This window comes from Stenotrophomonas africana (genome assembly GCF_013004645.1).
Classification (GTDB): Bacteria; Pseudomonadota; Gammaproteobacteria; order Xanthomonadales; family Xanthomonadaceae; genus Stenotrophomonas; species Stenotrophomonas africana.
In genome coordinates this window covers 227,625-249,066 of sequence record NZ_JABEME010000005.1, presented here as the reverse complement: position 1 = coordinate 249,066, position 21,442 = coordinate 227,625, and the positions used below count along the sequence as shown (strand labels likewise).

Annotated in this window: 18 protein-coding genes; 5 read left to right on the top strand and 13 right to left on the bottom strand. The window is 66.7% G+C overall.

The window, feature by feature from the left end:
- Positions 1 to 372: 372 nt before the first annotated feature.
- The 6 genes from rodA (HLA98_RS11535) to HLA98_RS11510 form a co-directional block, all read right to left on the bottom strand.
- Positions 373 to 1,452, bottom strand: coding sequence for a rod shape-determining protein RodA (gene rodA / locus HLA98_RS11535; RefSeq protein ID WP_057499477.1), 1,080 nt, complete (start codon positions 1,450 to 1,452; stop codon positions 373 to 375).
- A gap of 164 nt (positions 1,453 to 1,616) precedes the next feature.
- Positions 1,617 to 2,729, bottom strand: coding sequence for a rod shape-determining protein RodA (gene rodA, locus HLA98_RS11530; RefSeq protein WP_010481418.1), 1,113 nt, complete (start codon positions 2,727 to 2,729; stop codon positions 1,617 to 1,619).
- On the bottom strand, positions 2,726 to 4,798 hold the full coding sequence (gene mrdA, locus HLA98_RS11525; RefSeq protein WP_057499478.1) for a penicillin-binding protein 2: 2,073 nt from the start codon (positions 4,796 to 4,798) through the stop codon (positions 2,726 to 2,728). The genes rodA (HLA98_RS11530) and mrdA overlap by 4 nt, the downstream gene beginning before the upstream one ends.
- A gap of 3 nt (positions 4,799 to 4,801) precedes the next feature.
- Entirely contained in the window at positions 4,802 to 5,287 is a 486-nt protein-coding gene (gene mreD / locus HLA98_RS11520) for a rod shape-determining protein MreD (RefSeq protein WP_049443989.1), read from the bottom strand.
- Positions 5,284 to 6,366 carry a rod shape-determining protein MreC gene (gene mreC, locus HLA98_RS11515; RefSeq protein WP_057499479.1) on the bottom strand — a complete coding sequence of 361 codons (1,083 nt, stop codon included), beginning with the start codon at positions 6,364 to 6,366 and terminating at the stop codon, positions 5,284 to 5,286. The genes mreD and mreC overlap by 4 nt, the downstream gene beginning before the upstream one ends.
- Positions 6,367 to 6,487: 121 nt before the next feature.
- Positions 6,488 to 7,534 (bottom strand): rod shape-determining protein, encoded by a 1,047-nt coding sequence (locus HLA98_RS11510; protein ID WP_005419402.1) that lies wholly within the window; start codon positions 7,532 to 7,534, stop codon positions 6,488 to 6,490.
- Between the two features lie 283 nt (positions 7,535 to 7,817).
- Between HLA98_RS11510 and HLA98_RS11505 the strand changes: the two genes are divergently transcribed.
- The gene (locus HLA98_RS11505) at positions 7,818 to 8,756 is read left to right on the top strand and encodes a carbohydrate kinase family protein (RefSeq protein ID WP_049443985.1); all 939 of its coding nucleotides are present in this window, start codon (positions 7,818 to 7,820) and stop codon (positions 8,754 to 8,756) included.
- A gap of 263 nt (positions 8,757 to 9,019) precedes the next feature.
- Here HLA98_RS11505 and HLA98_RS11500 read toward each other — a convergent pair whose 3' ends face one another.
- The 4 genes from HLA98_RS11500 to ubiE all read right to left on the bottom strand — a co-directional run bounded on the left by HLA98_RS11500 (position 9,020) and on the right by ubiE (position 13,370).
- Positions 9,020 to 9,652 (bottom strand): HAD family hydrolase, encoded by a 633-nt coding sequence (locus HLA98_RS11500; protein WP_057499480.1) that lies wholly within the window; start codon positions 9,650 to 9,652, stop codon positions 9,020 to 9,022.
- Entirely contained in the window at positions 9,640 to 10,371 is a 732-nt protein-coding gene (locus tag HLA98_RS11495; protein ID WP_019337678.1) for a hypothetical protein, read from the bottom strand. Before HLA98_RS11495 ends, HLA98_RS11500 begins: the two co-directional genes overlap by 13 nt.
- Positions 10,372 to 10,496: 125 nt before the next feature.
- The gene (locus HLA98_RS11490; RefSeq protein ID WP_107380442.1) at positions 10,497 to 12,425 is read right to left on the bottom strand and encodes a M1 family metallopeptidase; all 1,929 of its coding nucleotides are present in this window, start codon (positions 12,423 to 12,425) and stop codon (positions 10,497 to 10,499) included.
- Between the two features lie 183 nt (positions 12,426 to 12,608).
- Positions 12,609 to 13,370: a bifunctional demethylmenaquinone methyltransferase/2-methoxy-6-polyprenyl-1,4-benzoquinol methylase UbiE gene (gene ubiE / locus HLA98_RS11485; protein ID WP_005411082.1), complete on the bottom strand. Its 762-nt coding sequence runs from the start codon at positions 13,368 to 13,370 to the stop codon at positions 12,609 to 12,611.
- An 80-nt stretch (positions 13,371 to 13,450) separates the two neighbouring features.
- Here ubiE and HLA98_RS11480 point away from each other — a divergent pair, with 80 nt between their 5' ends.
- From HLA98_RS11480 to HLA98_RS11465, 4 genes are all read left to right on the top strand, one after another.
- Complete coding sequence (locus tag HLA98_RS11480) at positions 13,451 to 13,903, top strand: nucleoside deaminase (RefSeq protein WP_005411083.1); 453 nt, start codon at positions 13,451 to 13,453, stop codon at positions 13,901 to 13,903.
- A gap of 198 nt (positions 13,904 to 14,101) precedes the next feature.
- Positions 14,102 to 14,362 (top strand): hypothetical protein, encoded by a 261-nt coding sequence (locus HLA98_RS11475; protein WP_049443978.1) that lies wholly within the window; start codon positions 14,102 to 14,104, stop codon positions 14,360 to 14,362.
- A gap of 75 nt (positions 14,363 to 14,437) precedes the next feature.
- On the top strand, positions 14,438 to 14,773 hold the full coding sequence (locus HLA98_RS11470) for a hypothetical protein (RefSeq protein WP_005411085.1): 336 nt from the start codon (positions 14,438 to 14,440) through the stop codon (positions 14,771 to 14,773).
- Positions 14,774 to 14,840: 67 nt separating this feature from the next.
- Entirely contained in the window at positions 14,841 to 15,263 is a 423-nt protein-coding gene (locus HLA98_RS11465) for a low affinity iron permease family protein (RefSeq protein WP_005411086.1), read from the top strand.
- A gap of 145 nt (positions 15,264 to 15,408) precedes the next feature.
- Here the strand turns inward: HLA98_RS11465 and smeF are convergent, their stop codons facing one another.
- The 3 genes from smeF to smeD form a co-directional block, all read right to left on the bottom strand.
- Positions 15,409 to 16,809 carry a multidrug efflux RND transporter outer membrane subunit SmeF gene (smeF, locus tag HLA98_RS11460; RefSeq protein ID WP_129550634.1) on the bottom strand — a complete coding sequence of 467 codons (1,401 nt, stop codon included), beginning with the start codon at positions 16,807 to 16,809 and terminating at the stop codon, positions 15,409 to 15,411.
- A 110-nt stretch (positions 16,810 to 16,919) separates the two neighbouring features.
- On the bottom strand, positions 16,920 to 20,042 hold the full coding sequence (gene smeE / locus HLA98_RS11455; protein ID WP_057501274.1) for a multidrug efflux RND transporter permease subunit SmeE: 3,123 nt from the start codon (positions 20,040 to 20,042) through the stop codon (positions 16,920 to 16,922).
- Positions 20,043 to 20,054: 12 nt separating this feature from the next.
- Positions 20,055 to 21,239, bottom strand: coding sequence for a multidrug efflux RND transporter periplasmic adaptor subunit SmeD (gene smeD / locus HLA98_RS11450; RefSeq protein WP_057501273.1), 1,185 nt, complete (start codon positions 21,237 to 21,239; stop codon positions 20,055 to 20,057).
- Between the last annotated feature and the right edge of the window lie 203 nt (positions 21,240 to 21,442).

The window sequence follows — 21,442 nt, the reverse complement described above, 5'->3', positions numbered from 1 at the left end:
TCGCGACGCTGCGCTTGCTCGTGAGCCGAGCATGGCTATGCCGGTCGTCCTGACCGGCACCCTTCGGGCCGTCGCCGTGGGCGACGTTGGCAGCGGCTCCTGCCGCTGCCTTCGGCTCTACACAAGGCAATGAAGCGACCCGCCAGGCCGCCTTTGCTTTTGATCTTCTCTTTCTTCTCCGTGGGTAGACGCGCACGGAACCTGTCCGTGGCCGGGTAGATGGGCTGCGCAGGGGCGTGAGCCGCATGGATGCGGCGACCGAGCTTACATGGATGTACTTGCAGCGCCCCCTGCGCGGCCCATCTACCCGGCCCCACCCATGAACTGCTTTGCGCGGTCATCCACGAGGGGCTGCGCCGTTGGCTGGAAACCCTATCCCCCGTGCACGGGCCGGTGCCCACGCACCGCCATTACCAGTCCGATGCCGGCCAACAGCGAGACCGCCGATGTCCCGCCATAGCTGATCAACGGCATCGGAATGCCCACCACCGGCAGCAGGCCGGAAATCATGCCACCGTTCACCAGTACGTAAACGAAGAACGCCAGCCCCAGGCTGCCGGCCAGCAACCGTGCATGCGTGTCGCGCGCATGCACTGCGATCCACAGGCAGCGTCCGACCACGAACAGGTACAGCGCGAACAGCGTCGCCACACCGATCCAGCCGAATTCCTCGGCCAGCACCGAAAACGCGAAGTCGGTCGTGTACTCGGGCAGGAAATCCAGCGTGGCCTGGGTGCCCTGCCCCCAGCCACGCCCCTGCCAGCCACCGGAACCGATTGCGATGCGTGACTGCAGGATGTTCCAGCCGGTGCCGAGCGGATCTGCCGCCGGATCGAGGAAGGTCAGCACGCGATCTTTCTGGTACTGACGCAACAGACCGAACCACGCCAGTGGTGCGGCCACCGCCAGCCCCGCCGCGCCGATGGCCACCCAGCCCCAGTGCAGGCCCGCGAGCAACAATGCGAATACGCCACTGGCAGTGACCAGGGTGGCGGTGCCGAGGTTCGGCTGCATCAGGATCAGCACCGCCGGCACGCCGATCAGCACTGCGGCCGTCAGTACCGTGCGTGGCGACGGCGGCAACGGCTGCCGGTGCAGGTACCGGGCCATCATCAACGGCAGGCTGAGCTTGAGCAGCTCCGACGGTTGCAGGTAGAACACGCCGAGGTTGAGCCAGCGCTGCCCATATTTGCCGGTGCCGATGACGTACACCGCCATCAGCGGCAGCATCGACAGCGTGTACAACGCCGGAGTCCACGCGCGCAGGCGCAGCAACGAAACACGCGACAGCAGCCACATCGCCACCAGGCCACCGGCAAAGCGCGCCGCCTGCCCGCCCACCGGGCCGGACACGCTGTGCAGCACCGCCAGGCCCGCGGCCATCAGGATCAACAACGCGACCAGCAACGGCAGGTCGATCGTGCGCACCGCCTCACGGCCGCCGCCAAGCATTCGTTTCCATTCCACGTGCGCCACGGTAGCAACGGGCGCTTGCGTGAAGCTGTCATGGTGCTTCTGCGTTTGTGCCGTCGAGCCATGCTCGGCTTGGGGCCGGCACGCGCTGTACGGAAGGCAGTCGAGCATGGCTCGACTCTACAAAGGCTGCGGAGCCGGGCTCAGCCGTAGCCGCCGTGTACGGGGTTGTGGCTACGCACGGCCATCACCAATCCGAAGCCGGCCAGCAGTGACACCGCCGAGGTACCGCCGTAGCTGATCAGCGGCATCGGCACGCCCACCACCGGCAGCAAGCCGGAAATCATCCCGCCGTTCACCAGCACATAGACGAAGAACGCCAGGCCGGTAGCGCCGGCCAGCAGGCGCGAATAGGAATCCCGCGACTGGCTGGCGATCCACAGGCAGCGCCCGATCACCACCAGATACAGTGCCAGCACGGTAGCCACGCCGATCCAGCCGAATTCCTCGCTCAGCACCGAGAACGCGAAGTCGGTGGTCTGTTCGGGAATGAAGTTCAGGTGTGACTGCGAGCCTTCGCCCCACCCCTTGCCATCGAAGCCGCCGGAACCGATCGCGATCTTCGACTGGATGATGTTCCAGCCAGCACCCAGCGCATCCATCTCCGGGTCGAGGAACATCATGATGCGGTCCTTCTGGTACGGCCGCAGCAGCCAGAACCAGGCCACCGGCGCGACCGCGGCCACGCCGCCCACACCCAGACCGACCCACCACCACGGCAGGCCGGCCAACAACAGCACGAACACGCCACTGGCGGCGATCAGCACACCGGTACCGAAGTCCGGCTGCAACATCACCAGGCCGGTGGGCACGCCGATGATGACCAGGGCCACGAGCACGGTGTTGAAGCGCGGCGGCAGCGGCATCTTGTGCAGGTACCAGGCCACCATCATCGGCAGACTGACCTTCAGCAGCTCGGCCGGCTGCAGGTAGAAGAACTTCAGGTCCAGCCACTGCCGGCCATATTTGCCGGTGCCCAGCACGAACACCGCCAGCAACGGGATCATCGAGATCGCATAGATCATCGGCGTGGCCGAGCGGATGCGCAGGATCGGCACCCGCGAGATGCCCCACAGCGCGGCCATGCCCACTGCGAAGCGCGCGCCCTGGGCCATTACCAGGCCGTCGCCACCGGCACTCTTCAGCGTGGCCAGGCCGATCACCATCAGCGCGCCCAGGGCCAGGCACAGCACCCAGTCCAGCGTGCTGAAGAAGCGGCGCAGCATGTCGCCGGCCCAACGCAGGAACACTCTCATCGTGCGGGCTCCGCGGTGGTCGGGCGCGGCGTGGCCGGCAGCGCGGCGGCCTGCGAACCCGGCTGCGGCGCAGGCGCCGGTTCCGGTGCGGGTACACCGATCAGCACCGGATGTTCTCCAACCTGTGCAGCGGCAAGGTCGCCGGCCTGGCGCGCACCCGCGTCTTCGTTGTCGAACGCGGTGGCGCCGATGGCGGTGGTACCGCGCTCACTGTCCAGCGGCTCCATGCCCTCCGGCATCTTGCCCAGCAGATACGCATCGAACACCTTGCGGGCGATCGGCGCGGCGGCCGAGCCACCATAGCCACCGCCTTCCACCGCCACCGCAATCGCGATTACCGGGTTGTCCGCCGGCGCGAAGCCGACGAACAGCGCGCGGTGGCGCAGATGCATCGGCAGGCTCTTCGGATTCACCGCGGCGGTGCCCTTGCGGCTGATGACCTGTGCAGTACCGGTCTTGCCGGCCATCACGTACGGCGCACCGACCGCCACGCGCCAGCCACTGCCGCCGGGCCGCATGGTGGCCATCATGCCTTCGCGCACGGCCTGCAGGTTGTTGGGGTTGGGGCTGACCGGCTTGGTCTCGCCAGGCGACGTCGCCGCCCAGTCGCTGTCGAAACCTTCGCGCTGCTGGATCACCAGGTGCGGGGTGCGCAGCTGGCCGTCGGCCAGCGCGCTGACGCCGCGCGCCAGCTGCAGCGGGGTGACCTTCCAGTCGCCCTGGCCGATGCTGATGTTGACCGTATCGCCGGGGTACCAGGCTTCCTTGCGGCTCTTCCGCTTGTAGGCGGGCGACGGCAGGATGCCGCCGATCTCGCCGGTGAGATCGATGCCGGTCGGCTGGCCGAAGCCGTAGTACTCCATGTAATGGTCGAAGCGCTCGATGCCCAGGTCCAGCGCCAGCTTGTAATAGTAGGTGTTGACCGATTCGGCGATGGACTTGCGCAGGTCGGTCCAACCATGGCCGCCACGGTGGGCGTCACCCCAGCCGCGCGAGGTGCCCGGCAGGTAGAACATGCCGGTGGACAGCACCTTGTCTTCCGGGCGACGCACGCCGGAGTCCAGGCCGGCCAGGCCGATCAGCGGCTTGAGCGTGGAACCGGGGGCGACACCGCCAAGCACCAGGCGGTTGAACTGCGGCCGCGACGGGTTTTCGTTCAATGCCTTGAAGTCGGCATGGGAAATGCCGTTGACGAACAGGTTGGGGTCGTAGGACGGCAGGCTGACCATCGCCAGCACTTCGCCGGTGCGCGGGTCCATCGCCACCGCCGAGCCTTCCTGGTCACCGAAGGCGGCCACCATGGCGCGCTGCAGGTCGGCGTCGATCGACAGCCGCAGGTCGGCACCGGACTGCGCGGCGACGCGGCCGATGGTGCGGATCGCACGGCCCTGCACGTTGGTCTCTACCTGTTCGTAACCGACCTTGCCGCGCAGTTGCTGCTCGTAATAGCGCTCCAACCCCGACTTGCCGATGTGGGTCAGTGCTGCGTTGCCCTCGCCGAGGATCTCCAGATCCTTGTCATCGACGCGGCCGACGTAGCCGATGATGTGCGCGAACAGGTCACCGTAGGGGTAGCGCCGGGTCAGGTAGGGTTCCAGCTCGACACCGGGGAACCGCCAGCGGTCGACGGCGAAGCGCGCCATTTCCTCGTCGCTCATGCGCAGCTTCAGCGTGACCGGCAGGAACTTGCGCCGCGCCTTGCGCGACTTGTTGAACGCTTCCAGCTCTTCCGGGCTGATGCTGATGATCTTTGCCAGCCCTTCGAGGGTGGCGTCCATGTCCTTGACCTTGTCCGGGGTCACGTCCAGGCGGAAGGCCGGCACGTTCTCGGCCAGCAGGCGGCCGTTGCGGTCGTAGATCATGCCGCGCCCGGGCACCACCGGGCGTGGTTTGATGCGGTTGGCTTCCGAGCGCGTGGCGTAGACGTCGTGGTCCAGCACCTGCAGCTTGAAGTACCAGCCGCCCAGGCCCAGCAGGCAGACCAGCACGCCCAGGAAGCCCAGCGCCGCGCGGCGGCGGAACTGTTCGGCTTCGGCGTGCGGATTCTTGACCTGGCGACGCGGGATCATGGCTCAGCGCCCACGCTTGCCGAAGCGCACCGCATCCAGCAGCACGAACACCAGCGGCCACAGGCCCATGCCCAGCAGCGGTGCCCACCAGTACGACCACGGCAGGGTGGGTTCACCCACCAGGATGTGCACCAGCGCGCTGACGATGCGGTCGTTGAACAGCAGGCCGCCGATGGCCAGCATCTGCTGCGACATCGGGAAGAAGCGGATGCGGGCGCGGAAGCGCTGCAGGATGAAGGCCAGCATCACCAGCCGCAGTGCCTGTTCGCCAAGCACGCCGCCGTACAGCAGGTCGGCGATGACGCCACTGGTGAAAGCGACGCCCAGGCCGACGCGCTCGGGCGCTTCGATCACCCAATAGGCCAGCACCAGCGCCAGCCAGTACGGGCGCAGCGGCTGCAGCAGCGCCGGCAACGGCAGCAGACCCAGCAGCAGCGCCACCACCAGGCTGGCCGGCAGCACCCATGGGTTGTCGCGCAGGCGGCTCATCGCTGGGCCTCCGCAGCGGGCGGGGGCGGTTCAGTCGCTTGCGGCACGGTCGACGCGGCTTCGGCTGGCGATGGGGCAGCCGGCGTTGCCGTCGCAGGCGCAGGCGTTGCCGCCACCGAAGCCGGGCCCGCGGCAGGCGAAGTGGCAGGCGGCGCTGTCGGGGCCGGTACAGCGGCACCGGTGGCCGGGCCACCCGGGGCGGTCTCTTCCAGCTGCAGGCGCAGGTTCGGCGGAATACGGATCGCAGCGCCGGGGCGCAGCAGCAGCACATCGCGGCCGCGGTCCAGCTGGGCGGCCGGCTTCAGTTCGCCAACCAGGAAGGCATGGGTGTCGTCCGGGCGCAGGCCGGTGATGGTGCCGACCGGGAAGCCAGCCGGGAAACGGCCACCGAGGCCGGAGGTGACGATCTCATCGCCCACTTCAACGCCGGCGCTGAGCGGGATGTCGCGCAGTTCCAGCTTGTCGCCGCGGCCGTAGACGATCAGGCGCACGCCGTTGCGGGCCACGGTCACCGGCACCGCGTGGTCGGGGTCGGTCAGCAGCAGCACGGTGGAGGTACCGCCAGTGACGCTGATCACCTGGCCCATCAGGCCGCCGGCATCGATCACCGCCTGGCCGACGTGCACGCCTTCGCGACTGCCGGCGTCGAGTACCAGGCGCTGCTTCACCGGGTCCAGGTCGATGTCCAGGATCGGCGCCAGCTGCACGTCCAGGCCACTGCGCTCGGCCACGTTCAGCAGTTCGCGCAGCTGGGCGTTGTCCAGCGCGGCGGTCTGCAGGCGGGTCAGGCGCGCGTTGGCCAGCAGCAGCTGGTTGCGCAGTTCACGGTTCTCGTTGACCAGCTGGCCGTGGCTGGCCGCCGAATCCTTGACCTGGTTGCCGAGCTTGCCCGGCAGGCCCGCCAGTGCCCATACCGGCTGCACCAGGCTGTTGGCCTGCCCGCGCAGCTGCGCGAGCCAGCCGGCCTGGTCGTCAAGCACGATCAGGGTGATGGCCAGTGCGAGATAAGCCAGCAGACGCAGCGGGCTGGCGGCATCACCGGATCGGGAAGCAACGGGAGGTCCGGCGTAGGGCGGCACGGCAACGATTCAACTGGCAGAAGGCGGAAGGGAAACACGCGGGCGCCCCGCCGGTGCCGGCCCACCCTCGTGGTGGGCCGCACCCCGGAGGGGCGCTGCGGGCGCAGGCAGCCGGGACGGCTTATTCCGGCGCAAAGAACTCGTTGCCGTGCATGTCGACCAGCTCCAGCGCACGGCCACCGCCGCGGGCCACGCAGGTCAGCGGATCGTCCGCCACCTGCACGTGCAGGCCGGTTTCCTCGGAAATCAGGCGGTCCAGGTCACGCAGCAGGGCGCCACCACCGGTCAGCACGATGCCGCGCTCGGCGACGTCGGCGCACAGTTCCGGCGGGGTCTGCTCCAGCGCCAGCTTGACCGCGCTGACGATGCCCGACAGCGGCTCGTGCAGGGCTTCAAGCACCTCGTTGGAGCTGATCTTGATCATCTTCGGCACGCCCTCGGCGAGGTTGCGGCCGGAGATTTCCATCTCGATCACTTCCGCCTGCGGGTAGGCGCAGCCCAGCTCCACCTTGATGCGTTCGGCGGTGGCTTCACCGATCAGCATGCCGTGGTTGCGGCGCACGTAGTTGGTGATCGACTCGTCGAAGCGGTCGCCACCGATGCGGACCGACGCCGAGTAGACGATGCCGTTGAGCGAGATCACCGCCACTTCGGTGGTACCGCCGCCGATGTCGATGACCATCGAGCCACGCGCTTCGGTAACCGGCATGCCGGCGCCGATCGCGGCGGCCATCGGTTCTTCGATCAGGAACACATCACGGGCACCGGCTTCCTCGGCCGATTCCTTGATCGCGCGGCGCTCGACCTGGGTCGAACCGGCCGGCACGCAGACCAGCACGCGCGGGCTCGGGCGCAGCACGCGCGACTTGTGCACCTTCTTGATGAAGTGCTTGAGCATCGCCTCGGTATAGGTGAAGTCGGCGATGACGCCGTCCTTCATCGGGCGGATGGTGGTGATGTGGCCCGGGGTACGGCCAAGCATCTGCTTGGCTTCGGCGCCTACGGCTGCCACCGAGCGGGTGCCACCGATGGCACGGTCCTGACGCACGGCCACGACCGATGGCTCGTTCAGCACGATCCCCTGCCCGCGCACGTAGATGAGGGTGTTGGCCGTGCCCAGGTCGATGGACAGGTCGTTGGAGAACATGCCACGGAGTTTCTTGAACATCTGAGGAAGGAGTCCTGAGGGGTGTCGTGCCCGCCGCGGGATGGCGAAAAAATGGGCAGAAATCGAGGCCGACAAGCCTAGCAACCCGCCTGCCGCCGAGCAAGGAAAAAACTAGCTGAACCCGCGTCTTCACAGGCTTTCGGCCTGATCGGGTCTCACCCGCTTCTGGCCCTGAGCGGCACCAGCGGGTAACCTTTGCGCCGTCGGGCGCCCAAGGGCGCCGTTTGCTTGCCCGCCGAACCGGGCCGGCCCACCCCAAAATTCACCGCATAGGCTTACATCGATGTCCGCTCTGATCTGTGGTTCTCTTGCCTTCGACACCATCATGGTGTTCCCGGACCAGTTCAAGAATCACATCCTGCCGGACAAGGTGCACATCCTGAACGTGTCCTTCCTGGTGCCGCGCATGCGCCGCGAGTTCGGCGGCTGCGCCGGCAACATCGCTTACAACCTGCACCTGCTGGGCGGCCAGCCGATCCCGATGGGCACCGTGGGTTCGGACTTCGGCCCGTACCGCGAGTACTTCGAAGGCTTGGGCATCGACCTGTCGCGCGTGCGCGTGATCGATGAGCTGTTCACCCCGCAGGCGTTCATCACCACCGACCACGACAACAACCAGATCACCGCCTTCCACCCGGGCGCGATGATGCGTTCCTACGAGAACCACGTGCGTGGCGTGCCGGGCGTGACCCTGGGTCTGGTCGGCCCGGACGGCCGCGAGGGCATGATCCAGAACGCGCAGGAATTCCACGAAGACGGCATCCCGTTCATCTTCGACCCGGGCCAGGCCATGCCGCTGTTCAACGGCCCGGAACTGCGCGAGTTCATCGAGCAGGCCGACTACGTGGTGGTGAACGACTACGAGTCGAACCTGCTGCAGGAACGCACCGGCTGGGACGAGAAGGAGATCGTCAGCCGGGTCAAGGCCTACATCACCACCCGCGGCCCGAAGGGCGCGGTCATCCACACCCCGGAAAAGAGCTACGACATCCCGCCGGCGCACGAGCGCCGCGTGGTCGACCCGACCGGCTGTGGCGACGCCTTCCGCGCCGGCCTGATCTACGGCATCCAGAAGGGCTACGACTGGCTGACCATCGGCCGCATGGGCAACCTGATGGGCGCACTGAAGGTCGAGCACCCGGGCACGCAGAACCAGCGCTTCACCTTCGACGAGTTCAACGAGCAGTTCAAGCAGCAGTTCGGTTACGCGTTGAACGCGTAAACGAACTGCCCGCGCATGCCACCTTATCCCCGCGCCTTCGGCGCGCCCCCTTGAACAACAAGGGGGCTTTCCACCCGATGTGCTGCTGGGAATGCTGTTGGTAGGTGTCGACCTTGGTCGACACGGCCGGCCAGCGGCCGGCACTGCCGGAACCTCCGACCGGCACGTTGCCTGCGCTCTGTGGAGCCGAGCCCATGCTCGGCTTGCACGCGCCAGCGCGATCTGACCGGAGAGCAGCCGAGCGTGGGCTCGGCTCTACATCGTCAGCCGCCCTGCCAGGCCGCCAGCAAGGCGCGGCAATCGGCGAAATGCCAGTCGGCACTGCCGGGCCACGGGTTCTCCGGCAGGTTGACCAGCACGGTATGGGCGCCCGCGGCACGGCCGCACTCCAGGTCGTAGGCGTGGTCACCGACCATCACCGCCTGCGCAGCCCCGATGCCCCAGCGACGAAGATGCTGCTGCAGGCCATCCGGCGAGGGCTTGGGCACCGCTTCATCGCGGCCGATGATGTCGGCGTCGTCGAACAACGCCCCGACCCCGATCGCCTCCAGCGTCAGCTTCGCCAGCGCATGATCGTTGCGGGTCAGGATGCCCAGCCGGCAGCCTGCCGCCGACAGCGCGCGCAGCAGCTTCACCGCACCCGGCGCCGGCAGCGCCTCCTCGGCCAGCGCACGTTCGTGATCCAACAGCCACTCGCGCTTGGCCTGCGCCGGCGCATCCGGCAGCGCTGCGATATGGTCGAGGATGTCTTCCTCCGCGGCGATCTCCAGCGCGCGGCGGATCGCGGCGAAATCATGCACGGCCACAGTCAGCGTGCCATCCATGTCGAACACCCAGTGCCGGATCGCGGACAAGGCGTGCACTGCGATGCCCGCCGCAACCTTCACTGCCACCACTGCGGCATGCGGCTGGCGTCGACGCCACCGGTTTCGAACACAGCGGTGCGGGTACCACCGGCCTTGACCGGGAACTCGATGCTGATCGACTTGCCCTTGCGCGCCAGCTTCCACAGCGCCTTCTGGTCGGTGATGAACAGGGCAATGGCTTCATCGGTCTTCGGGCGCCACGCCGCCATGGAAATCGGCTTGCCGTCGTCCACGGTCACTTTCACCGTGCACTGCGGGCAACGGAAATCGCCGGCCTGCAGCACCAGATACGCATGCCGCTTCCACTCCGGGTGATCGCGGAACACCAGCTGCACCGGCTTGGCGCCGCTGCCATCCACGTCCACCCGTTCCTTGCTGTAGATCTGCGCCGAAACCTGGTTGCCCTTGTTGCCCACCGGAATCTGGTTGTACTGCCATAGCGCCTGCATGCGGCGCAGGTCGCGCGCGGCATCACCCTTGGCTTTGACCTCGTCGAAGCCTGCGGCGATGCGCTCGGCGGCAGCGGTGTCCTTGTACTGGTCCAGCAGCGAAGCGCCATGCAGGCGCGCACGCTCCCAGTCCTGCGCGGCCACGGCCATGTCGTACTGCTTGGCCACGTCTTCGGCCTTGGCCTCCTTCTGCGCCTGCACGGCGGCCGCGGCGGCTTCCTGCGCCTTGCGCTCTTCCTCGGGGTTGCTGCAGGCGGCCAGGGCCAACGTACAGGCGGTGAGCAGGATCAGTCGTTTCATGGTGGAGGTCCTTCGTGTATTCGCGATTCTGTAGAGTCGAGCCATGCTCGACTGCTGTTGAAGAGCCAGTCGAGCATGGCTCGACTCTACAAAAAAAAGCGCCGGGGGATGCCCGGCGCGTTTTCTTACTTGGCTTCAGCCTTGGCCAGCATGTCCTGGACCGAGGCGGTGGTGATCGGGTGATAGCCCGGCTTGGCCTTTTCGAAGGCCTGCTTGGCCAGTTCCAGCCCCTTCGGAGTCTTCACCAGTTCGGCGTAGATCGGCAGGATCAGCTTGCGACGGCCGACGCGCTCGATGAACGCAGCCGCGCCTTCATTGGCCTGCTCGTAGCCGCTGCGGATCGCCAGCGGGTACCAGCGCATGGCGATCTCGCCATTCGGGGTGCCGGTGAAGTGGAAGGCCTTGTCCAGCGTGGCCAGCTTGTCCAGCGGCTGGGTCGCACCCAGGCCGTCGATGAAGCGCACCCATTCCTGCGTGCTCCAGTCGGCGATGACCTGGCTGCTCGGCACGGTGCCGGCGCTGGCGAAGGCGATGCGCGCGGTATCGACGCTGCTGAAGTTGCGCGACTGCGCCTTGGCCGCGAACGCCGGAATGCCCGGCTCGTCCAGCCATGCCTTCAGCTCGGCCTCGGTCACTGCCGACGGCTTCTTCGGCAGCAGGTTCTTCTTCATGTACGCGACGAACTGGTCGGTGTTCGCGCTCTGGAAGGCGTGGTCATCGAACCAGCCACGCAGGAACGGATCGAAGGTCTCGCGGCCGAAGCGCTGTTCCAGGAATTCCAGGAACCATGCACCCTTGACGTAGGCCACCTGGCTGAGGGCTTCGTCGGGGTCGCGCTCGTTCAGCGGCGGCAGCGCCAGCGCCTGGTCGGCCGGGCTCATGTCCTTCACTTCGGCCAGCAGGTCGGTCTGGTCGATCTGCTTCTCCATCTCGGCCATCTCCTTGCCATACAGCGCTTCGGTGATGCGGCCCTGGACGTAGGTCGTGAAGCCTTCATTGAGCCAGATGTCCTTCCAGCTGGCGTTGGTCACCAGGTTGCCCGACCAGCTGTGCGCCAGTTCGTGGGCGACCAGCGAGACCAGCGACTTGTCGCCGACAATCACGGTCGGAGTGGCGAAGGTCAGGCGCGGGTTTTCCATGCCGCCGAACGGGAACGACGGCGGCAGCACCAGCATGTCGTAGCGGCCCCAGCGGTATTCGCCGTACAGCTTCTCGGCGGCACCGATCATCTTCTCGGTGTCTTCGAATTCCTTGGCGGCCTTGTTGACCATGGTCGGCTCGGCCCAGACGCCGGAGCGGCCGGAGATCGGCTCGAACACCAGGTCGCCGGCGGCGATGGCCAGCAGGTAGGACGGAATCGGCTGCGGCATCTTGAAGGTGTAGTCACCATCACGCGCGGCCTTCGGATCGTTGTCGGCGCTCATCAGGACCATTACGTCCGGGCGCGAGACCACGTGCGCGCTGTAGGTGAAGCGCACGCTCGGGGTGTCCTGCAGCGGCACCCAGGAACGGGCATGGATGGCCTGCGACTGGCTGAACATGAAGGGCAGCTTCTTGCCTTCGGTCATCGACGGCGCCAGCCACTGCAGGCCCGAGGCGGTCGGTGCGGTGTGGTAGGTCACTTCCACCTTGGCCGGCTGTTCCGGGGTCTCGATGGTCAGCTTGCTGCCGAACACCTTGTCGACCGGGGCCAGCGCGAACTGCAGCGGGCTGCGCGCGCCATCGGCACCGACGGCCTCGACCTTGGACACGGTCAGCTCGCGGGTGTCGAGCACCAGCTGCTTGGCGTCCTTCTGCTTCCATTCCAGGGTGTAGGTGGCGGTGCCGCCGATCTGCTTCTGGTCGAAATCCAGCTTCAGGTCCAGCGCGATGTCCTTGATGACGACCTTGTCCGGCTCGGCGTACGAGCTTTCGTCGTGGCTGCGGTTCTCGGCGTTCACGGGGGCGGCGGGGGCCTTTGCGGCAGTCGGGGCGGCGGCGGGCGCGGCCGCCTCCTGGGAGCAGCCGGCGGCCAGGGCCACGGCCAGCGGAAGGAGCATCAGCGGATTACGCATGAATCGGGACCGTTACGGGGATCAAACCCCAATGGTACCTCCCTCCGGCCCCGCAGGCGTTGCGCGGTGCGGGGTAATGGCGGACACAGGGCCGGTAGTGCCGGCCGCTGGCCGGCAACCCCGTCGCCCGGTGATTGGCCGCGCAGATGCCGGCCAGCAGCCGGCACTACCGGAACAACGGGCTTACAGCTTGTAGCCGGAATGGATCGAAACGATGCCGCCGGTCAGGTTCTTGTAGTGGCAGCGCTCGAACCCGGCCTGCCCCATCATCGCCTTCAGTTCATCCTGCGGCGGGTGCTTGCGGATGCTCTCGGCCAGGTACTGGTAGCTGTCCGAGTCATTGGCGAACAGCTTGCCCAGCTTCGGCAGGATCTTGAACGAGTGGAAGTCGTAGATCGGCTTGAACCAGTCCGCGGTGACTTCGGAGAACTCCAGCACGCGGGCCTGGCCGCCGACCTTCAGCACGCGGTACATCTCGCGCAGGCCGGCATCCTTGTCGGTCACGTTGCGCAGGCCGAAGGCGATGGTGACCAGGTCGAAGCTGTTGTCCGGGAACGGCAGGGCCTCGGCATTGCACTGCACGTAGTCCAGGCCGAGCACCAGGCCGCGGTTGGTCAGGCGATCACGGCCGACCGACAGCATGCCGGCGTTGATGTCGCCCAGCACCACCGAGCCCTCGGCGCCAACGCGCTCCTTCAGCAGGGCGGCGATGTCGCCGGTGCCGCCCGCCAGATCGAGCACGCGGTCGCCCGGCTTCACCTGCGCGGTGGCCACGTAGTAGCGCTTCCACGCCCGGTGCACGCCCAGGCTCATCAGGTCGTTCATCAGGTCGTAGTTGCGCGCGACCGAGGTGAACACCTGGCCGACCAGCTTCTGCTTGTCCTTGGCGGCGACGTCGCGGAACCCGAAATGGGTGGTACCGGCTTTGTAGGGGGATTCGCTCATGACCCCGATTATCGCACCGCCGGGGGCCAGCGGCACCCCCTGCCCGTATCATGGCGGGCCACGACTTACCGGAGCCCCGCATGATCACCACGCCCGACTACCAGGCCCTGCTGCAGACCGCCATCGCCGAAGCCCGCCAGGGACTGGCCGAGGGCGGCGTGCCAATCGGCGCGGCCCTGTACCACAACGACGGCCGCCTGCTTGGCTGCGGCCACAACCGCCGCGTGCAGGAAGGCGACCCGTCGGTGCACGGCGAAACCGATGCGTTCCGCAAGGCCGGCCGCCAGCGCCGTTACCAGGACACGATCATGGTCACCACCCTGGCACCGTGCTGGTACTGCTCGGGCCTGGTGCGCCAGTTCAACATCGGCACCGTGGTGGTGGGCGAATCGCGCACCTTCCAGGGCGGCATCGACTGGTTGCGGGAAAACGGCGTCAACGTGATCGACCTGGACAGCCAGGAATGCGTGGACCTGCTGGGCGGCTTCATTGCGCAGCACCCGGAGATCTGGAATGAAGACATCGGTGAATGATCACCACGCAGTGTCCTGTTGAACCCGTTTAATGAACGCTTCAGTGCCGGCACGCCCTAGTGCCGGCAGCGTCTGCGGCCATTGCCGTGAACCCGTGCACAGTCAGCTGCGCAGCGTGCACACGCTGCGGTAACACCCCGCCCGGCTGCCGCGCCTAGGGTGGGGTTACCGGGACTTCTTTCCCCGGCGGAGCCAGCCATGTGCGCGCACGCCGTACGACCCACGCCAGACTCGATCCTCGATCCGATCCGCGAACGCCTGCAGCGGCAATATGCACTGCACCGGCGCGGCGCCTTGTTCTGGACCGCCTACCAGCGCATGCAGCTGGAGCTGGTCCATCACCATCCGCTCGACCACGAGCGTCTGTGCAACGCGATGGCCAACCTGGCCGAAGATCTCGGTGCCGTCGAGCATGCGCAGTTGATCGGCCATGCCAACGCCAGCTCCACATCCCGCTGACGCGGCATGCACCGCCACATACGCCACACTCCGATGAACCCCCACTCCCTTTCCACTCAACCGAACTGGATTGTCATGCACGCTGAAGTCCCCACCATTCCTCCGGTCATCAACGTTGACGCCGAGCTGGATCACTGGCGCCGCCAACATGCCGAAGGCGCACTGCCGCACAACTCGTTCGGCTCGTACGTGCCGTGGATCAAGTTCGCCTGCGATTCGCTGATCACCCAGCCGCGCGCCAGCGAGGCCGAACGTGACGAGATGTTCCAGACCCAGTACGCCCTGCAGATCATGCCGCGGCTGAGCGAAGCGCAGGCCCGCGAGTTCGTCGACCGTTGCTGGCAGCACGTCTACCAGAGCAGTCCGGTGCGCAGCCTGCAGGCACCGCGGCTGCAGCGCATGCGGGCCTGACCGCCGCTGCACGGCGCCTGCACGGGCCACTGCCGATCATCCTCGTCACCTGAGTGGGACGACGACGATGAAAGTACGAAACCTGTTCAATACGATCGCCAAGAAGGCCGCGGCCGCCACCGGCTCGCCGTGGACCTTCCTGGCTGCAGTAGCGATCGTGGTGATCTGGGGCATCAGCGGCCCGGTGTTCGGCTTCAACGACACCTGGCAGCTGGTGATCAACACCGGCACCACCATCATCACCTTCCTGATGGTGTTCCTGATCCAGCATACGCAGAACGCGGACACCGCCGCGATGCAGATCAAGCTGGACGAGCTGATCCGGGCGACCGCCGAAGCCAACAACGAACTGTTGGATCTGGAAGAACTGGACGAAGCGCGCCTGGAAGAGATCCGCGCAGAGTACGAGCAGATGGCGCGCGAAGCCGGCGATGCGCTGGCGCGCGTTCGCGCCTGCCATGCGGCGCGGCGCGACGATGAAGCGGTGTAGCGGGCCCCGGAATGACAATGCCGGCCAGCGGCCGGCACTACCATCGATCTTCAGGCAGGTGCCAACCCTGGTTGGCACGGATACGTCAGCGCAGGCGCCTGGCCCTGTGCCAACCAAGATTGGCACCTACCAGAAGAAGCGCGGACTAGCCGCGCTCGTGCCAGCCGCCACCCAGCACCTTGTACAGGGTGATGCGGTTGGCCTGCTGCGCCAGCTGCGCCTGCAGCTGGGTCTGCTGCGCGTTGTAGGCGGTACGCCGCGCATCGAGCAGGGTGACGAAGCTGTCCAGCCCCGCGTCGTAGCGGGCCTGTGACAGGCGGTTGGCCTGTTCGGCCGCTTCCACCAGGCGCTGCTGCGAACTCACCTGCTCGTCCAGGCTGACGTTCAATGCCAACGCATCGGCGGTTTCGCGGAAGCCCACCTGGATCGACTTCTCGTACTGCGCCAGTGCGATATCACGATCGGCGTTGGCGATGGCCAGGTTGGCGCGCAGCTTGCCGCCCTGGAAGATCGGAAGGGTGATCTTCGGCAGGAAACTCCACACCCGCGTTCCACTGTCGAACAGGTTGGACAGTTCACTCGAGCCACTGCCGATGTTGCCGGTCAGCGAGATGCTCGGGAAGAACGCTGCGCGTGCCGCACCGATGTTGGCGTTGGCGGCCAGCAGCTGGTGTTCGGCGGCCATGATGTCCGGGCGCTGCAGCAGCACGTCGCTGGGCAGGCCAGCCGGCGGCGGTGCCAGCGCCAGCAGCTGCGGTTCGATGCTGTCCGGCAGCAGTGCCGGATCCAGCTGACCACCCGCCAGCAGCGCCAGCGCGTTGCGGTCCTGAGCCAACTGGCCCCGCAGGCGTGCCGCATCCGTCCGTGCGGTCTCGACCAGGGTACGGGTCTGGGTGAGTTCCAACGCCGAACTGCCACCACGCTCGTGGCGGGCCTCGGCCAGGCGCAACGAATCCTCGTAGGTCTTCAGCGTTGCATCGGCGATCTTCAGCCGCTGCGCGTCGGCACCGTAGGTCAGCCACGCCGTCGCGGTCTCGGCCACCAGGCTCAACTGCGCGTTGCGGCGGTTGGCGGCCACGGCGAAGTACTGCTGCAGCGCCGCTTCACTGAGATTGCGCACGCGGCCGAACAGATCCAGCTCGAACTCGGCCACGCCGACACCGGCGGCGAACTGCTCGGTGACACCGGCGTCGGTACCACGGCGGTCCATCTGGCCGGTGACGGCCACGCCGGGTACGCGGTCGGCGCGCTGCACGCGGTACTGGCCGCGCGCGCGTTCAACATTGAGCACGGCCACACGCAGGTCGCGGTTGTTCTGCAGCGACTGGTCGATCACCTGCTGCAGGCGCGCATCGGTGAAGAAATCGCGCCAGCCGACGGCGGCGACATCGGCCACCTCGCCCTGCGCGGCCTCGGCCGGCCACTGCGCCGGAATCGCCGGAGCGACAGCGGTGTTCTTCGGCACCAGGGTGGAGCAGCCGGCGAGCACGAGCGCTGCGGTAATGGAAAGGAACAGGGATGTACTTTTCATGGGGATGACTTCCATCGGTACTGCCGGATGGCAGGAGGTAGTGCCGGCCGCTGGCCGGCAACCTCGTTAGACTCACATCAAGCGAGCAGTAGGTGCCGGCCAGCGGCCGGCACTACCGTTTCAGGTCACGTCGCGGATTTGCGCTTGAACACGCGCTGCACCACCACGAAGAACAGCGGCACGAAGAACACGCCGAGCACGGTGCCGACGATCATGCCGCCGAGCACGCCGGTGCCGATCGCCTGCTTGGCGCCGGAGCCCGCACCGGTGGAGATCGCCAGCGGTACCACACCCATGCCGAAGGCCAGCGAGGTCATCACGATCGGGCGCAGGCGGTCGCGCACGGCGTGCATGATCGATTCGATCAGGCTGGCGCCCTTCTCCAGGTTTTCCTTGGCGAACTCGACGATCAGGATCGCGTTCTTGCTGGTCAGGCCCACCGTGGTCAGCATCGCCACCTGGAAGTAGATGTCGCGCTCCAGGCCCTTGAAGGTGTTGGCCAGCACCGCGCCGAGGATGCCCAGCGGGGCCGCCAGCAGCACTGCGGTCGGCACGCTCCAGCTTTCGTACATCGCGGCCAGGCACAGGAACACGATCATCAGCGACAGCGTATACAGCAGTGGCGTCTGCGAGCCAGCCTGGCGCTCCTGGTACGACATCGCCGTCCACTCGATGCCGAAGCCCGCCGGCAGCTGCTTGGCCAGCTGCTCGATCTCGGCCATGGCGTCACCGGAGGCGACACCCGGGGCCGGTTCGCCCTGGATTTCCATGGCCGACACACCGTTGTAGCGCTCCAGGCGCGGCGAACCGTAATCCCAATGCTTGGTAGCGAAGGCACTGAACGGCACCATTTCACCCTTGTCGTTCTTCACGGACCAGAGGTCGAAGTCCTCCGGCACCATGCGGAACGGCTGGTCGGCCTGCACGAACACGCGCTTGACGCGGCCACGATCGACGAAGTCGTCGATGTACGAGCTGCCCCATGCGGCAGCCAGCGTGCCGTTGATCTGGTCGATCGACAGCCCCAGCGAGGTCGCCTTGGCCGCGTCGATGTCGATGCGGAACTGCGGCGTGTCCTCCTGGCCGTTCGGGCGCACGTTGGCCAGCTTCTTGCTGCCGGCAGCGAGGCCAAGCAGCTGGTTGCGTGCAGCCACCAGTGCCTCGTGGCCCTGGCCGCTGTTGTCCTTCAGGAAGAAGGTGTAGCCCGACGCGGTACCCAGCTCCGGAATGGCTGGCGGCGGGAAGGCGAAGATGAAGGCATCCTTGATCTGGCCCAGCGCTGCCATGGCGCGGCCAGTGATCGGCATCACGCCATTGTCGGCGTCACGCTCGCTCCAGTCCTTCAGCTTGACGAACGCCATGCCGGCGTTCTGGCCCATGCCGGCGAAGCTGAAGCCCTGCACCGAGAATACCGAGTCCACCGCATCCTTTTCGTTCTGCAGGAAGTGGTTTTCCAGTGCTGCGATCGATTCCAGCGTACGTTCCTGGGTGGCACCGACCGGGGCCTGCACCAGCGCCATCAGCACGCCTTGGTCTTCGTTGGGCAGGAACGAGCTGGGCAGGCGCACGAACAGCACGCCCATCAGCACGAACAGTGCCGCCACGATGCCCATGAAGCGCCACGGACGGTGGATGATGCCGCGCACGCCGCGCTGGTAGCTTTCGCTGGTGCGGTCGAAACCGCGGTTGAAGCCATTGAAGAAGCGACCGGCCAGGCCGCGATGGGCGACGTGGTGCTCGCCCTTCTTCAGCGGCTTGAGCATGGTCGCGCACAGCGCCGGGGTCAGCACGATCGCGACCAGCACCGACAGTGCCATCGCCGAAACGATCGTGGCCGAGAACTGGCGATAGATCACGCCGGTGGAACCGCTCATGAAGGCCATCGGCACGAACACGGCCGACAGCACCAGGCCGATACCCACCAGCGCGCCGGTGATCTGGCCCATCGACTTGCGGGTGGCCTCGAGCGGCGACAGCCCCTCCTCGGACATGATGCGCTCGACGTTTTCCACCACCACGATGGCATCGTCCACCAGCAGGCCGATCGCCAGCACCATCGCGAACATGGTCAGCATGTTCACCGAGAAGCCCAGCATCGACAGCACGCCGAAGGTACCCAGCAGCACCACCGGCACGGCGATGGTCGGGATCAGAGTGGCGCGGAAGTTCTGCAGGAACAGGTACATCACCACGAACACCAGCACGATCGCTTCGATCAGGGTCTGCACCACACCCTTGATCGACACGCGCACGAACGGGGTGGTGTCGTACGGGACCTCGGCCTTCAGCCCGGCCGGGAAGAAGCTCTTCATGTCCTCCAGCGCGGCATTCACGCCAGCGGCGGTATCCAGCGCGTTGGCGCCGGTGGCCAGGGTGACCGCCAGGCCGCTGGCCGGCTGGCCGTTGTAGCGGGTGACGAAGTCGTACGATTCCGCACCCAGTTCGACGCGGGCGACATCACCCAGGCGCAGCTCGGCACCGTCCTGCGCACCGCGCACGATGATGTTGCGGAACTGTTCCGGGGTCTGCAGGCGCGACTGCGCGTTGATGGTGGCGTTGAGCTGCTGGCCCTTGATCGACGGCGCACCGCCGAGCTGGCCGATGGCGACCTGGGCGTTCTGTGCCTTGACCGCTGCGGTCACTTCCGCAACCGACAGGCCAAAGGTATGCAGCTTGTTCGGGTCCAGCCAGATACGCATGGCGTACTTGCCACCGAACACCTGGATGTTGCCCACGCCCGGCACGCGGCTCAGACGGTCGACGACATTGGAACCGACGTAGTCGGCGATGTCGTTGGCGTCCATGCTGCCGTTCTCGGACACGAACGCGATGACGTTCAGGAAGCCCGAGCTGGACTTGGCCACGTTGATGCCCTGCCGCTGCACTTCCTGCGGCAGCAGCGGCATGGCCAGCTGCAGCTTGTTCTGCACCTGCACCTGGGCGATGTCCGGGTTGGTGCCGCTCTCGAAGGTCAGGGTGATGGTGGCCTGACCGTTGGACGAGCTGTTGGAGGAGAAGTAGATCAGGCCATCAAGGCCCTTCATGTTCTGCTCGATGATCTGCGTCACCGAGTCCTCGACCACCTTGGCCGATGCACCCGGGTAGGTGGCGCTGATTTCCACCGCCGGCGGTGCGACGTTGGGGTACATCGAGACCGGCAGCTTGAACAGGGCCAGGCCGCCGGCGAGCATGATGATGATGGCGATCACCCATGCAAAGATGGGTCGATCGATGAAAAAGCGTGCCATGGGGTTCTCCGCTTACTTCGCGTCGCCGGCCGGGGCGGCAGGCTGGGCGGCGGCGTCCGGCTTGACCGGAGCAGCGCCCTTCTCGGTGGCCTTGACCGGCATGCCGGGGCCGATCTTCTGCAGGCCTTCGACGATGACCTTGTCGCCGGCCTTCAGACCGTCCTCGACCAGCCACTTGTCGCCAACCGTGCGGCTGACCTTGACCGGGCGCACTTCAACCTTGCTGTCCTTGCCGACCACCATCGCGGTGGTGTCGCCCTTCGGATCGCGGGCGATGCCCTGCATCGGCACCAGCACTGCATCGCTGCGCACGCCGCCGCCGATCACCGCGCGCACGTAGGTGCCCGGCATCAGCAGGCCATCCGGGTTGTCCACCTTCACGCGCAGGCCGAAGCTGCCGGTGGCCGGATCGACGCTGACTTCGGAGAACTCCAGCGTGCCCTTGTGCTCGAAGGTGCTGCCGTCTTCCATCAGGATGCTGACCGGCAGCGTCTGGTTATCCTGCAGGCGGCCAGCGGCCAGTTCACGGCGCAGCTGCAGCAGCTCGGCCGAGGACTGGGTCAGGTCGACGTAGATCGGGTCCAGCTGCTGCACGGTGGCCAGTGCATTGGCCTGGCCGGCGCTGACCAGCGCACCCTGGGTAACGCTGGACTTGCCGATGCGGCCACTGATCGGCGCGGTGATGCGGGCGTAGCCCAGGGTCACGTTGGCCGCATCCAGCGAGGCCTTGGCGGCACCGACGTCAGCCTCGGCCTGCTTCTGCGCGGCCACGGCGTTTTCCAGATCCTGCTGGCTGACCGCGTCGACCTTGGCCAGTTCGGTGATGCGCTTTGCACTCAGGCGGGCGGCGTTGGCCGTGGCTTCGGCGCGGGCCAACTGCGCGCGAGCGCTGTTGGCCTGGGCACGGTAGCTGGCGTCCTCGATCTGGTACAGCGGCTCGCCGGCCTTGACCATGCCGCCTTCGGTGAACAGGCGCTTGGCGACGATGCCATTGACCTGCGGGCGCACTTCGGCAACCAGGAAGGCATTGGTGCGGCCCGGCAGTTCGCGGGTCAGGCCCACGGTCTCGGACTTCAGCGTGACCACAGTGACGTCACCCGGGCCCTGTTCGGGGGCCTGGGGTTGGCCGCCACAGGCAGCCACGGTCGCGGCGATGGCCAGCGACAGCGCGATGGGTCGGATTCGGCTCAGCAACATGACGGAAAGGCTCTTAGGGGAAGGAATCTCAAAACGCTCTGATACAGGCTGAAAGCGCCAGCAGGCAACGCTCACCGGCGGGGAGCAGCAGCCGGCGACGGCCTGCCACGCACGCGGCGGGAATAATGGGACGGAAATATACATACATGCGTGTTTGTTTGTAAACCGGTACAATTCAGCCACGTTTCACCCGCACTCGTACC

What these genes read in the sequence shown, in the direction of transcription:
- HLA98_RS11510 (WP_005419402.1), bottom strand. Translation starts at nt 7,534, where the DNA reads ATGTTCAAGAAACTCCGTGGCATGTTCTCCAACGACCTGTCCATCGAC.
- HLA98_RS11470 (WP_005411085.1), top strand. Translation starts at nt 14,438, where the DNA reads ATGCACGCTGAAGTCCCCACCATTCCTCCGGTCATCAACGTTGACGCC.
- HLA98_RS11495 (WP_019337678.1), bottom strand. Translation starts at nt 10,371, where the DNA reads ATGAAACGACTGATCCTGCTCACCGCCTGTACGTTGGCCCTGGCCGCC.
- HLA98_RS11490 (WP_107380442.1), bottom strand. Translation starts at nt 12,425, where the DNA reads ATGCGTAATCCGCTGATGCTCCTTCCGCTGGCCGTGGCCCTGGCCGCC.
- HLA98_RS11465 (WP_005411086.1), top strand. Translation starts at nt 14,841, where the DNA reads ATGAAAGTACGAAACCTGTTCAATACGATCGCCAAGAAGGCCGCGGCC.
- HLA98_RS11480 (WP_005411083.1), top strand. Translation starts at nt 13,451, where the DNA reads ATGATCACCACGCCCGACTACCAGGCCCTGCTGCAGACCGCCATCGCC.
- rodA (WP_057499477.1), bottom strand. Translation starts at nt 1,452, where the DNA reads ATGCTTGGCGGCGGCCGTGAGGCGGTGCGCACGATCGACCTGCCGTTG.
- mreD (WP_049443989.1), bottom strand. Translation starts at nt 5,287, where the DNA reads ATGAGCCGCCTGCGCGACAACCCATGGGTGCTGCCGGCCAGCCTGGTG.
- rodA (WP_010481418.1), bottom strand. Translation starts at nt 2,729, where the DNA reads ATGAGAGTGTTCCTGCGTTGGGCCGGCGACATGCTGCGCCGCTTCTTC.
- smeF (WP_129550634.1), bottom strand. Translation starts at nt 16,809, where the DNA reads ATGGAAGTCATCCCCATGAAAAGTACATCCCTGTTCCTTTCCATTACC.
- mrdA (WP_057499478.1), bottom strand. Translation starts at nt 4,798, where the DNA reads ATGATCCCGCGTCGCCAGGTCAAGAATCCGCACGCCGAAGCCGAACAG.
- smeD (WP_057501273.1), bottom strand. Translation starts at nt 21,239, where the DNA reads ATGTTGCTGAGCCGAATCCGACCCATCGCGCTGTCGCTGGCCATCGCC.
- HLA98_RS11475 (WP_049443978.1), top strand. Translation starts at nt 14,102, where the DNA reads ATGTGCGCGCACGCCGTACGACCCACGCCAGACTCGATCCTCGATCCG.
- ubiE (WP_005411082.1), bottom strand. Translation starts at nt 13,370, where the DNA reads ATGAGCGAATCCCCCTACAAAGCCGGTACCACCCATTTCGGGTTCCGC.
- HLA98_RS11505 (WP_049443985.1), top strand. Translation starts at nt 7,818, where the DNA reads ATGTCCGCTCTGATCTGTGGTTCTCTTGCCTTCGACACCATCATGGTG.
- smeE (WP_057501274.1), bottom strand. Translation starts at nt 20,042, where the DNA reads ATGGCACGCTTTTTCATCGATCGACCCATCTTTGCATGGGTGATCGCC.